Origin of the sequence: Sorangium sp. So ce176, from assembly GCF_051519835.1 — a bacterium.
In the GTDB taxonomy this organism is placed as follows: domain Bacteria; phylum Myxococcota_A; class Polyangia; order Polyangiales; family Polyangiaceae; genus Sorangium; species Sorangium cellulosum_G.
Window position 1 is genome coordinate 2,410,250 of record NZ_CP150371.1, and the last position, 12,761, is coordinate 2,423,010.

Below are 12,761 nucleotides of genomic sequence, written 5' to 3' on the forward strand. Positions count from 1 at the left end.
CCGTCCTCCTTTCTGCTGGACCTTGATACGATCCGCGCGACGAACATGCCCGGACACGAAACCGGACAGGCCGCTCCCGCAGGCTTTTCCTGGGACGATTACGTCGCCTGGCTCGTCGCGCAGCACGGCTCCTTGACCGCTGTCGCCGAGCGGCTCTCCTCCCTGCGGGGCTACGAGGACGGCGTCACCTCGATCGAGCGCGCCCTGCGCCGGCTGCGGACGCGTGGCCAGCGGGACGGCGGGACCTGGGGGGCGCGCGCGCTCGCGGCCTTCGGCTTGCCGGACGCGCTCACCGAGCGCGCCCGCTGGATGGGCGCCTATCACTCGCGGTTCACCGACCTGCCCCTGCCCCTCGCCCAGGACCTCTTGCGCCTCTGGGATCGACCGCCGGTGAGCGAGGATCCGACATCCCACGTCTTCCTCGCCCTCGCCCACGCCACGTGCGTGCTGCGCGGCGACGACCGCGAGGCCGGAAAGACGCACCTCGCCCGCATCCGGCCGCTGCTCGGAAAGGCCCCGCCCGAGGCGCGGGTGGAGGCTCTGCTCACGGAGGCCTTCCTGGCGAGCCGTGATGACGTCGCGCGCGTGGCCGGCCTGCTCGACGAGATCGAGCCGCTCTTCGAGCTGCCGATACCCGCCCACGACCGAGCCTGCCTGTTCGCCCGGTGGATCGATCAACGCGCGTTCGAGCGGAACCGCTCCTGGGGCGGCAAGCAGCCGGATCCGGCGGCTGCGGAGGCGCTTTACCGGCGCATCCCGGAGGACGGTCCGGCCTTCGCGCGGGCGCGGCGGGCGAACGGGCTGGCGTATGCGCGGTGGAAGCAGGGTTTCCCCGAGGAAGGCGCGGCGCTCGCGCGGGAGGCGTGCCGGCACGCGGGGGACGGCGGGCACCTGCGGATGCGCGCGATGGGGCTGAACATGCTGGCGCGAATCGTGGGCGGCGAGGAGGGCGCGGAGGCGAGGCGGCGGGCGATGGCGATCGCGAACGAGCTCGAGGACGAGGTGCTCAGGCTGCGGTTCGAGCGGCGAGCGGGAAACAAGGGCCGAGGTGGGTAGGGGGCCAAACGCCTTGGCGAAGGCAAGTGCCCACTCGCCCAAAGAACAGGCGTTTGCGGGACCGCGCCGGGACCTCGCCGCCGCTGCGGCTCAGGGCGGCCCGCGCGGCGCCGTGCAGATCGGGCGGCCGATGAGGTCGAGCGCCTCGCCGGCGCGGGGACGCCTGGCGGAGCGGGACGCCGCGCCGGGAGGGCGACGCGCGGGGGCGCCGGGGCATCGGACGCTGCATGGCCACGCCCGATCCGAACGCGCGGCGAGCGGCGCCGGCCGGCTTCGGCCGCGCGCTCGCGGCGCTGCTCCTCGCCGCGCCGCTCCTCGGGGCGGGCTGCGGCCGGCCATCGACCCGCGTGCCCTCCGCGCGCCAGATAGAGCCGCGCGTGCGGGCCGTCCTGGAAGCGTACGTCGCCGCTGCGCGCCCGGCGCCGCCGGCCGCGGGATCGGTCCCGCTGCTGCTCGTCGCGGACGCGGGGGGTAGCGCGCCATCGCCGCCCGTCGCGCCCGCGAAGCGACCGCCGGGAGCGCCGCCGCCGCCGGAGATCGCCGTGTCGGCGGCCGTGCCGTTCGCGCCGGGCGCGCTGCGCGACGTCCAGCTCCTCCGCCTGCGCGACGGGCGCGGCGCGGCGGTCCCGCTCCGCGCGAGGCCGCTCGCGGTCTGGCCCGGGGGCCGCTCGATCCGCAGCGCGCTCATCGCCTTCCGCGCCGCGCTCTCGCCGGGCGAGCGCGCGATCTACACGCTGGAGTACGGCGCTCCAGCGCCTCTCTCACCGGGCGCGCCGGGGCAGCGCGCCGACGCGCCGGGGCAGCGCGCCGACGCGCCGGGGCAGCGCGCCGGGACGCCCGCCACCCAGGGCACGCCCGCCACGCCCGGCGCCGTGCTCGACGAGGCGCTCCTCCCCAACCCCGACGGCCCGATCGCCGCGGTGCTGCCGCCGTCGTGGTACGCGGCGAGCCTGGTGTGCGGGCCGCAGCTGCCCGCCATGGACGACCGCCGGTTCCCCGGGTTCGAGAGCGGCATCGAGCGCGGGCTCGCCCGCATGACGCCCGCGTACGACGCGTACGGCGTGAGCTGCTCGGGCGCGCACCGCACGTACTACGACGGCCCGCACGCGCTCTACCAGCGCTTCCTCCGGAACGGGGACGCCGCCCGCTACAGGCGCGCGCGCGCCGAGGCGATCTGGTACCGGCAGCACGAGCTCAGGTTCTCGCCCGACCGACGGCTCGCGATCCACGTGTGCGAGACGGAGGACTGGAGCCCGGCGAGGCCGCTGTCGTGGCACACCCTCCGGCGCATGCTCGGCCAGGGGATGCTCGACGACTACCTGCTCACCGGCGACCCGGCGGCGAAGGAGGCGGTCCTCGCCATGGGCGAGGCGCTCCGGCTGAACCTCTCCACGCTCACGGGCGGGAAGGGGGACGCGCTGCGCGCGACCGAGCGCAACATGGCCTGGGCCATGATGACCCTGGCGAGCACCTACGCGCTCGACCCCAGGCCGGACGTGCTCGCGGCGCTGCGCGGGCTCGCGGATCGCACCGTGGCATGGCAGCAGCAGGGCGCGTCGGGCGCGTTCGAGCACGACCTCCACCGCGCCGATCCGTCGGAGTGTGAGCGCGGGCCGCGCGGCGGCTCGCCGTTCATGACCGCGCTGCTCGTCGACGCGCTCATGGAGTACCACGCGCTCACCGGCGATCCGCGCGTCCGCCACGTGGTCGCGCGCGCGGCGGGCTGGCTGGAAGAGCGCGCGATCACCTCGGACAGGCGCGCCTTCCGCTACCTCTGGGGCTGCGAGACCGACGCGTACGACGACAGCGGCACCGCCGACCTCAACCTGCTGATCGTGCCCGCGTTCGGCGCCGCCTACGCGCTGACGCGCGATCCACGGTGGATCGACGTGGGCGACGCGCTCGCCGACGCCGGCGTGAAGGCGATGTGGGTGAAGCAGCCCAAGCACTGGAACCAGGCGATGCGCGGGTTCGGGCGCTACCTCGGGTACCGGGCGCTGCTCCCCGGTCCCCCCGCGGCCGCGCAGCGGTCCCTCGAGCGCTGAAGCGCGCTGAGGCGCGCCGAAGCGCGCCGAGGCGACCCGCGCAGCGTCAGAGGCGCGGCGCGCCGTCGCCGGCCTGCTTCAGCGCGTAGCCGATGCCGCTCTTGAGCGTCCCCTTCGTCACGACAGCGCCGAGATCGACGCCCAGGTCGATGAGCGTCTGCGCCAGCTCGGCGCGGATGCCGGTGATCACCGTCCTCGCCCCGAGCAGGCGCAGCGCCGCCGCCGTGCTCATCAGCGTGCTCGCGACCTCGGAGTCGAGCACCGTCACGCCGGTGACGTCGAGGATGACCACCTGCGCGCGGTTCGCCTGGACGCCGTTCAGCGCCGCCTCGAGCGCCTGCTGCGCCCTGGTGGAGTCGATCGTGCCGATGAGCGGCATCACCATGATGTGATCGGTGATCGGGATGAGCGGCGTAGAGAGCTCCGCCAGCCGGGCGTCCTGCGCCTGGATGATCTCCGCCTGGAGCGCCGCGCGCGCCTCCTCGGCCCGCGCCCGCTCCGCGAGCTCCATCTCCAGGCGCTCGTTCGTCCGGCGGAGCTCCTCGGTCTGGCGCGCGACCTCGGTCTCCAGGCGCTCGTTCGACCTGCGCAGCGCCGACGCCATCTCCGCCTGCTGCGCGTAGAGCAGGGCGTTCTTCACGGCGATCGCCGCCTGGGAGGCGAGCAGCCCGAGCGTCTCGAGCTGCGCCGGGAGCAGCGGCTCCGGCGTCGCGTCGCCCTCGATGTAGAGCACCCCGATGAGCTCGCCCTGGCACATCATGGCCAGGCCGAGGATCGACAGCGGCGCCTTCCCCTCGAGGTACCGCGCGCTCCCGAGGCGCGCCTCGCGGCTCGTGTCCCCGAGGAAGACGGGCCCCCGCGTCCTCGCGACCTCCTCGACGACCGACACAGCGAGGTCGGCGTCCGGGCGGACAGGCGTCGCGAGCCCCAGCCGGACGGCGTCCGGATCCCGCGTGATCGACGCCTCGACGACCAGCCCGGACGCGCGCGAGAGGACGAGGACGCACCGCTGCGCGCTGGCGTGCTCGAGCGTGATCCGCAGCAGCCGGTCGAGCACGCCGTCGAGGACGACCTCGCCCGAGACCGCCTGGGCCGCGCGGATCACCGTCGCCATCTGGGCCTGCGCCTGCGTGAGCCCCGCGAGCGCGCGCTCGAGCTGGGCCGTGCGGTCGGCGACGCGCCGCTCGAGGTCGTGCGTGAGCTGCTGCAGCGCCGACTCCGCGGCGAGGCGCTCCTCCACCTGCGCCGCGAGGCTCTTCGTGAGCTTCCTCAGCTTCGTGTGCACCCGGACGCGCGCGAGCAGCTCCTCGTCCAGGAACGGCTTGGCGAGGTAGTCGACCGCGCCCAGGTTCAGGCCCTTCACCCGATCCGAGGACAGATCGGTGCTCGCCGTCATGAAGATGACAGGGATCGCGCTCGTGGAAGGGTCGCCCTTCAGCCGGCGGCAGGTCTCGAATCCATCGATCCCATCCATCTTCACGTCGAGCAGGATGAGATCGGGCATCCCTTCCTTCGCGAGCCGGATCGCGCGCACGCCGTCCACCGCCACCGCGACCTCGAAGCCCGAGCCCGTCAGGGTGTCGGACAGGAGCCCGAGGTTCCTCGGGTTGTCATCCACGATCAATATCGTTCCGGCTTCACTGGCATCCATCATCCACCCTCCAGGACGCGCGTGCACGCACCTCCACCACAGCCGATGTCGTCATGGCGTCTCAGGGATCCCCGGCGCATCGCCGTCAGCGTGCGCCGCTGATCAGCGGCGCGGTGATGGCCCGACGGCGAGTCTCCTCCATGTTGGGCAACATACCATGAACCCCGCGCGCGCCGCGACGCCGTACGACCGGACCGCCGCATTTTGCGGGTAGACCGCTCCACGCCGCGGGCACCCGGCCGCCCGTGGAGATTTTGTGTAGGTGAACCGGTGCCGATGTAGGTCGCGCGGGGCGACGTGCGTAAGAGCTGGTGCGACTGTAATTCAACATTGTAATCTGGCCGGGTTGCGACTAGCTTCTATCCTCCGCGCCTCTCGCGCTCTCGTTCCTTTGAATCCTCTCGAGCAGACCCGGATGCGCCTGCGGGCGTCTCCACAGCATTCACCTCTCGACGCAATCTCAACAGCCCACCGGAGGAATCATGTTTGGCCTAGAAAGCGCCCCGCGGTCGCTCGAAGATTTTGCGGTGCCCACCGGCACGGCGGCGCCTATCACATCGGCTTCCGAACCGCTGGCGTCCCTCGCGATCGTCGTCCAGGCGCACCCCGAGAACACCGATCTCGTCAGGATCGGCGGCTCGGGGCTGACCCTGACGTCCGGCAACGTGCTTGCGCCGGGTCAGTCGATGACATTCCCGATCGGCCGCGCGCGCAACATCTACGCCCTCGCTGCGTCCAGCGGACAGCGCCTCTGCACCAACGTGATCTGAAAGGGGATATCGTGCAAAGCCTGATCTCCGAGCCGCCTATCCAGAACGCGCTTGCGCAGCTTGGCCCCGATCTGCCGGCCTATTCTGACCTCAATTCGCTGGTGTCGAGACGGCTCCACGCGACCGCGTGGAAGACGAGCGCATGGACTCGCGCTCCTCGCGTTCTCCAGCTCCACGAGCCGTCCGGACATTCCGGGCTCGGGCGTCGATTCTGGGTCAATTACGATGGCCTCGCGCCGGACGGCGGCTATCTGCAAAGACCCTGGACGTGTCCGCCTGGCGTGACAAGCGTGGCGCTCGAGCTCGACGGCGTACAGCTCCCAGGCGGCGCCCCGTCCTCGCCCGCCTTCGCGCTGCAGCTCCTGGATAGCCCGAGAGCGAACATACTTCACACAACGTCGTTTACGCCCGGCGCATCGTCTGTCAATCTGGCCACGCCTGCCATCGCGGTGACACCGGGGACGCAGTACTGGGTCCGCCTGGCGGTGTGCGTCGCCGGACAGGCCACCTTTCTCTGCGACGGGATCAGGGTGCGCCCGGTCGCAGCGACGGGCATCTTCGGCCGGCCGTTCGTCCGGATCGACGCCCATCCGAGCCTGATGCACGACTCGGCCGAGGTCCGCTACGAAGATCCAGCCTTGTGGCCGAATCCTCGTTTCGCGATGCACAGCAGCCATTCGAGCCTCCGATTGCGGACCTCGGCCAGCACGCTCGCGGTGGAGCTGTACGACACGGCAAACCGGGGTCTCGGCGATCGCGGTAGGCCCTCGGTGTTCGTGGACGGCGAGCCGCTCGACCCTCCGCTGCCCGTCACGCGCGATCGGGTGAGCTACCACGAGCTCGCCATCCCCCGCGGACGGCGTGCCGACCGCGAGGTCGTGGCGCACTCCGGCCCGCAGCTCTACACAGCCCTCCCCGCGCCCGCGCGAGAGCATCGGGGCACCTACCTCTCTGCGCTCTACCTGCCCGCCGATGCGCGGATTGACATCCAGCGCCCGCCCGCCCCGCGCCCGGACATCATCCTGGGAGACTCCAAGGGGACCGGCTATTACAGCTCCCATGTTGGCAGCAATTCACTGCATTACCAGCTCGAGGAGCGCGGGATGCGGGTCATCACCTACGCCGCGGGCGGCTGGTATCTGCGCTCCGAGACGGGCTCTGCTCTGACCGTCGCGGCGTGCATGCCGCTCGCGCGCGCCATCGTGCGCCACAGCCCGGCGCGGCTATGGCTCCAGATCGGCCGCAACGACCTTGCCGGCCAGTACTTCACAAATATTCAGAACCTCGCGACGCAGCTCGGCAATCTGTGCGACGCGTGCCACCAGCTCTTGCCCGACCTTCAGATCATCGTTCCGACCATCACCCGGGAAACCAATGAGCCGGACGTGACCGGCGGCACATGGCAGGACTTCCGCGCTTTGCAGCGCGCGCTCGCCACCGGGCGAGACTACGTGACCATCCAGGACTGGGCTACGGCCTGGACCAAGAGCGAGGCGCCGCAGTTCACGTCCGACGGCGTGCACCCGAACGATCGAGGATACGAGCACACGGTCGCGATGGCGATCGGGGAGCCGCACCCCTATTCTCCGAAGCGGATCGCCTCGCTCCGCGGATGGTGGGAGGCGGATACAGGGCTCGGCGGCGGCGCGATGTCGACGGTCACGGCGAGCGGCAACACGCCGCCTACCGTCAACGTCACAGGCACCGCGACGCGAGCGTTTCGGCTGCGCGTGGAGGTGACCACGGCGGGGACGCCGCCGAGCTCGCGGCTCCGCTGGACGATCGATGAGGGCCGCTACTGGGAGGAGATCGATGTTCCGCTCGGGGCGAGCGTGCCGCTCGGCGGAACGGGGCTTTCGCTCTCGATGGCCACCGGCGTCGGCTACGCCAATAACGTGGTCTATACCTGGGACGTCCGCCCGGCGAGCTGGCTCGACCTCTCCGGGAACGGCAATGATCTGTCGGTGGAGCACGCGGGCTTCGCTGGACAGTACAACCCGACGGCGCTCAACAACCAGCCTGGGATCCTCTGGACGCCGAACCAGGGGATGCGGCTGCTCGGGCTGAATATCACCGCGCCCTATGCGGTGGCCGTCGTCGCGACGCTCGGCACGATGACGCCGATTCGCTCGCTCATCGGGCGTCAGACGGCGGCCGAGGGGGTCATCCTGTATTCCTCGAGCGCCACGAGGATGTCTGTGGCCGATGGGCCCAGCCAGATCAACGCGGATGGCGTGGTGGCGAAGGTTCCCCACGTCTATGTCGCGATCGTCGACGGGGCGAACAGCAGGCTGTATGTGGACGGCGCGGTGGCCGCGAGCGGAACGCTCAGCAACTTCCCCCTCACGGGGCTGTGGTTCGGGCTTGACCGCGTGGCCGGTTGGGGATCGGACGGCCACCACCTCGCTGCGGCGCTCTTTGCTGCGCGACCGACAGACGACGAGATCGCCTGTCTCACGGCGCGGTGGCGGCAGAAGTATCGCTTTTGACGGCGGGCGCCGCCAACGTTGCCGCTGGGGAATCGAAAGGTACGGGCCGAGCCGCGCTGCTCCGGTGCATGACGCGCGGCGAGGCGAACGGGCTGCCGGCGCGGGGCCGGGGCGGGCCGACGGGACGGGGGGGCCGACGCGCGCGGCGTGAGCCGGCCCCCGAGCGGGGGACGCTACCCCGCCGGCCGGAGCCGGAACGCGCCGCACTCGGGGTGCTCGATGCGGCCGGCGAAGAGCGAGCCGTCGAGCGCGAGGTCGCCCTTCATGCTCACCGTGACGTAGTTGGGAGGCCGCTCGATCCAGGCGCCGGGCGAGAACGAGGCGGTGCGCGTCTCGGCGTCGTAGCGGCCGAGCATGAGGTATTTGCCGGAGACGCCGGACGCGGCGTGATGGAAGTCGAAGATGGCCTTGATCCTGTCGTCCTTGACCCGGAGGATCCGGAACGTCATCTGGGTCGTGCCCTGCGGACAGTCGTAATCGCCGATCCAGGTCCGCGTCCGCTCGAACGGGCTGTCGCCGCGGGGCTCGTCAGGCACCCAGCCGTCGGTCGCCACGGGGGCCGTCGGGGGCGGATCGTGGAGGACGATGTAGACCGTCTCGGCGGCGGCCGGCGGCTCCGGGGCGCGGGGCTCGCCGAGGCCGGGCGCGGGGCCGCAGGCGGCCAGCAGGAGGGCCGCGCAGGGGGCGCAGCGCAGGGCAGAGCGCCGTCGGAGGGAGGGGGCGTTCGCGGTACCCATGCGGGGGAGGGTACCACAGGGACCGCGCGGGGAGGCGGCGCGGGGGGACGACGTGGCGCTGGCCGGGCGGGGGAGGCCGCTCGGTCGCGGTGGGCCGCTCGGCGGCGCCGTGCGCGTGCGTCGACGCGCGGCCTGCACGCCTATCGCTGGTCTCGGGATGCTTGATACCTGGTGAGCCGCGTGACGGATCGATGCCAGATCGACATCGATGCTTGCAGTTCTATCCGAGCGCCGCCGCCGCGCGGGCCGCCCGGATCCACGGCCGTCTCATCGATCGTCACGCTACCGAGTCGGTAGGATATCACTTATCGATTCTGCCAATTTGCGCTTGTTCTGCTGCGCCTCCTCCACGGCCTTCCTCGCCCAGTCCGCCCGCGCGCGGGCGCGCTCGGCCTCGACCTTGACGCGCTGCAGGTCCTTCACCGCGTCCTCGTGCCTCCGCTCGGCCTCTATGCGCTGCTCCTCGCTGTCCTTCGGCGTCGGCCTCCTGGAAAGAGGAGAGGCCGGCGAACGGGCACTCGTCGGCGCCGAGGTGGATCTCCCGGCGTCCGGGCAGGAGGGGCAAGAGCTCGGCCAGGAGCTCCTCGGCGGAGGCGTAGCGCTCGGCTTTGCTCTTCCGCAGGCAGCGATCGATGAGCGCGCCGATCTCGGGGTGGCGCGCGCCGACCTCGGGCATGGGCTCGTCGAGCGCCGGCACGCCGAGGAGGTCCATCCTGCTGCACGGCGCGAGCGGGTGCGCGCCGAGCACGAGCTCGTGCAGCAGGATGCCCACCGCCCAGATATCGCTGGACGGGTCGATCTCCCTTCCTCGCCACTGCTCGGGGGACATGTACGGCAGCGTGCCGATCATCCCTCCGTCGCGGGTGAGGCGCGTGTCACCCGCGCCAGAGCCCTCGGCCGCGCGCCTCGCCTCGTCGTCGCGCAGCTTGGCGATGCCGAAATCGACCACCTTCATCGCGCCGGACGCCTCCAGCATGATGTTCTCGGGCTTGAGATCGCGATGGACGATGCCGGACGCGTGCGCTCTCGCGAGCGCGCGCACGACGGGGACGATCATGTCGACCGCCAGGCTGGGCGGGAGCGGCGCCGTCGACACCTCCGCGCCGGCGCCCACGGGCCTGCGCTGCTCCATCCAGGCGCGGAGGCTCTGACCCTCGATGTACTCGAGCACCATGTACGGGTATCCGTCGTGCTCGTTCACCTCGTAAATCGTCACGATGTGTTCGTGCTTGCAGCGCGCGGTTGTCTGCGCCTCGACAAGGAAGCGCTGGACCCCGAGGCTGCTCAGCCGGGTGAGGAGCTTGATCGCGACGAGGCGGGCGAGCCGCGTGTCGCGGGCGAGGAACACAACGCCCATTCCGCCCTGGCCGAGCTCGCGCAGGAGCTCGTAGTGGCCGATGCGGGTGCCGGCCGACGGCGCCGGCCTGGCCTGCGACTGCACGAGCGACGGCGGGGCGGCCGTCGCGGTTGTCGAGCGATCCGCCTCCTCGCGCGCGCCCGTGGCCACGCCGCCGGCCTTGACCATCACCCCATGGGGCAGCGTGGCGCCCGAGGGCGCTGCGGCCGCAGGCGCCTTGTTCGCGTAGGCAGCGTCCTTACCCAAGTCGCTGCTTATCGCTGGACGTCCCGCAAACGTGATGGACCGCGCAGGAATTCGACGGAGCGGCTCCCCGCTAGTGAATGTGGCGGACATCTCCCCTCCTTCTGTGCAAGACGACCGAAGATCAACGGCTGAGTCGCTCCTTCAATGCAGCCACATGGACGAAAGAGATTACTTTTGTCGGACAATGTGTGACACGTTTCCACGCAGGCCCGCGTCGAGGCGGCGCGCCCGGCCAGATCGTCGACCGCGAGCAGGGTTGCGACGTAGTCCGGAGTCTCTGGATGGCGCTCAGGGCCTTGCTTTCAGGGCTCTCCCGAGGCCGCGGGCGCCTGGCCGATGTGAGCGAGCGCTGGCATCGGGGCCGAGGCCGCTGTCTCGGAGCTCCTGGTGTCCGACGCGTGGTCGGCGCGCTGGGGGGTGGATTCAACCAGATGGTTGCGTTTCATCGTCCCAGACGGCCTCGATCGAGGACTCGTGGGTTGGTTGAGCTGTGGCAGATAGCATCGACTGGTCGTTGAATATCAGAAAGCGCGCCTCCACGTTTCCGATCCGCAGATGATCGCGATGTCTCAGGCCGTCTGCGAGCTTTACTTTGCGTCCGTTGATGGTCGTCCCGTGCCTCGAGCGCAGATCGTGCACAAAGAAGCCGCCCTCGTGGAGGAATATGATGCAATGAAGCCTGGACACGCTCGGGTGAATCAGCGTGATGTTGCTCCTGCTCGAGCGGCCGATGGTGTTGAACTCTCTCAGCTGGATGGTGCTCGGTCTTTTGTGGTTCGCTATCTCGAGAGCTGCACGTTCGTGAGGTCGACATCGCTCGGACCTGTTGTCGTACTTGTCGATGAACGGCGGGGTGAGGTCCGTGGTGTCCTCTTCGAGCGTACTGCGGATGATGGCCGCCAGCTTGGCCCATGCGTCGTCCGGGTTGGTCCAGGCGGAGATGGGGTTGTCAGATTCCTTGTGCAGGGCGTGAGGGAGATGCCCGAACGGGGCGTGTCGCCAGTCGCAGGAACGGACGACGGCTACAAGGATCTTTGTGTGGCTCGCCAGCGCGCCATAGATCTCGTTGCTGTAGCATTCGTTCGTGGAGATGTAGTCTGCGCTGACCAGTACGAGCAGTATATCGGCGCGGTGTATCGCCGCTCTGAGCTCTGCGCTGCGGTCGCTGCCGGGGGCGATCTGTCCCGCGTGCCATACGTCGACTCCATCCCGGATCAGCGGCGTAAGATGCTTGTGGAGCTGTAACATGTATGGCTCGTCAGCGGGCGCATACAAGATGCCAACGCGGTACATGGTCGAAATGTAGCATGGTTTGACGCGGCCGAACACAACGTGGCTGCTCGCCGACGTGAGTCACTCCGGAGATGACGTGCGGTCTCAGGAGAAGGGGAGCCTCCGGTTCCTCCGGCAGGCAGCGCGCCGGCCTCCGCGCACGCGGCGAGCAGTTGTTGGCTTGTTCCGCTCTGGACGTAGGTAGGTCGCCCGGATCCCGCCTGCCGCCAGGCTGCCTGCTGCGAGGCATACGAGCTCCACCACGAGGCGGTGGGCAAAGAGAGGGGCATGGGGGCTCAGCAAGAGCGGCGTTGTCCCCTCGCGCGGCGGTCGAGGTGCGTGCCCTCCGGAGCTGGTAACCGTTACATGAACCCCGTGTTCCGAGCGCGCGCCTCAGGGCGCATGCTCTGGGCCATGAAGACAGACCCAGGGCAGAGCTGGCGCGAGCGGGTGGAGCAACTCTGGGCATCGACCGCCTCGCGCTCGCCGCCTCCTCCCCACCTCCGCCGCTACGCCCCCAGGAGCAGCGCCCGCAGCGCCTCCGCTTCCCCCTTGGCCCGCGCGACGAACGGCACGAGCCCCACGATGCACCCGACCGGCACCTCCCGGACCAGGATCACCCCGTTCTGGCTGCGGAACACGCCGATCCCCTTTACCCTCAGCCGCGTCGGGCTGATCTCGAGCATCACGTCGACCTTCGCCCGCTTGCCCACCGCGCTGTCGAGCGCGTCGGTGCAGTGCACGTGCGTGCGCGCCGCCGGCCGGATCCCCTCGCGCGCGATGCCCCGGACCGCGCCCACGCTCGTGCCGTGCCAGATCGGCGCGTCGCCGAGGACCTCCTCCCACGACGCCTCGAGGCCGGCGAGCGTCACCGGCATCCCCTCGCGCGAGTGTCCCTGCGAGGCGCGCATCCTGTCGCCCCGGATCTCGAGGCGGTTCTTCGTGTTGTTCTCCACCGCCTCGTCCAGCCGCGAGCGCGGCATCCCGAGCGCCTTGAGCACGTCGTCCACGGCCACCCAGCCGGCGGCGTCCATGGCGATGCCCATCGAGGGCGCCCCGTGGCGGAGCAGCCAGGAGAGCTTCTTGCTCGTGTCGGTCATGTGATCGCGGCCCATCGTCAATCTCCGTCCTTTCCGCA

Annotated in this window: 9 protein-coding genes; 4 read left to right on the plus strand and 5 right to left on the minus strand. The window is 70.6% G+C overall.

Annotated features, from left to right (window positions below; all coding sequences use genetic code 11):
- Positions 1-45 precede the first annotated feature (45 nt).
- Positions 46-1,056, plus strand: a complete 1,011-nt coding sequence (locus WMF42_RS09315; RefSeq protein WP_437691550.1) for a hypothetical protein — start codon at positions 46-48, stop codon at positions 1,054-1,056.
- A gap of 227 nt (positions 1,057-1,283) precedes the next feature.
- A complete protein-coding gene (locus WMF42_RS09320) occupies positions 1,284-3,101 on the plus strand; it encodes a hypothetical protein (RefSeq protein ID WP_437691551.1) in 1,818 nt (605 codons plus the stop codon).
- 46 nt (positions 3,102-3,147) lie between these two features.
- Here the strand turns inward: WMF42_RS09320 and WMF42_RS09325 are convergent, their stop codons facing one another.
- The gene (locus WMF42_RS09325; RefSeq protein ID WP_199693632.1) at positions 3,148-4,719 is read right to left on the minus strand and encodes a response regulator; all 1,572 of its coding nucleotides are present in this window, start codon (positions 4,717-4,719) and stop codon (positions 3,148-3,150) included.
- 560 nt (positions 4,720-5,279) lie between these two features.
- Between WMF42_RS09325 and WMF42_RS09330 the strand changes: the two genes are divergently transcribed.
- The gene (locus WMF42_RS09330; protein WP_061607699.1) at positions 5,280-5,522 is read left to right on the plus strand and encodes a hypothetical protein; all 243 of its coding nucleotides are present in this window, start codon (positions 5,280-5,282) and stop codon (positions 5,520-5,522) included.
- An 11-nt stretch (positions 5,523-5,533) separates the two neighbouring features.
- Positions 5,534-8,011 carry an SGNH/GDSL hydrolase family protein gene (locus WMF42_RS09335; RefSeq protein ID WP_437691553.1) on the plus strand — a complete coding sequence of 826 codons (2,478 nt, stop codon included), beginning with the start codon at positions 5,534-5,536 and terminating at the stop codon, positions 8,009-8,011.
- A 173-nt stretch (positions 8,012-8,184) separates the two neighbouring features.
- Here the strand turns inward: WMF42_RS09335 and WMF42_RS09340 are convergent, their stop codons facing one another.
- The 4 genes from WMF42_RS09340 to WMF42_RS09355 form a co-directional block, all read right to left on the minus strand.
- Positions 8,185-8,748: a hypothetical protein gene (locus tag WMF42_RS09340; protein ID WP_233561376.1), complete on the minus strand. Its 564-nt coding sequence runs from the start codon at positions 8,746-8,748 to the stop codon at positions 8,185-8,187.
- A gap of 301 nt (positions 8,749-9,049) precedes the next feature.
- The gene (locus tag WMF42_RS09345) at positions 9,050-10,351 is read right to left on the minus strand and encodes a serine/threonine-protein kinase (protein ID WP_437691556.1); all 1,302 of its coding nucleotides are present in this window, start codon (positions 10,349-10,351) and stop codon (positions 9,050-9,052) included.
- 423 nt (positions 10,352-10,774) lie between these two features.
- The gene (locus WMF42_RS09350) at positions 10,775-11,644 is read right to left on the minus strand and encodes an FHA domain-containing protein (RefSeq protein WP_437691558.1); all 870 of its coding nucleotides are present in this window, start codon (positions 11,642-11,644) and stop codon (positions 10,775-10,777) included.
- 488 nt (positions 11,645-12,132) lie between these two features.
- Positions 12,133-12,738, minus strand: coding sequence for an RNA 2'-phosphotransferase (locus tag WMF42_RS09355; protein WP_437691559.1), 606 nt, complete (start codon positions 12,736-12,738; stop codon positions 12,133-12,135).
- Positions 12,739-12,761 lie beyond the last annotated feature (23 nt).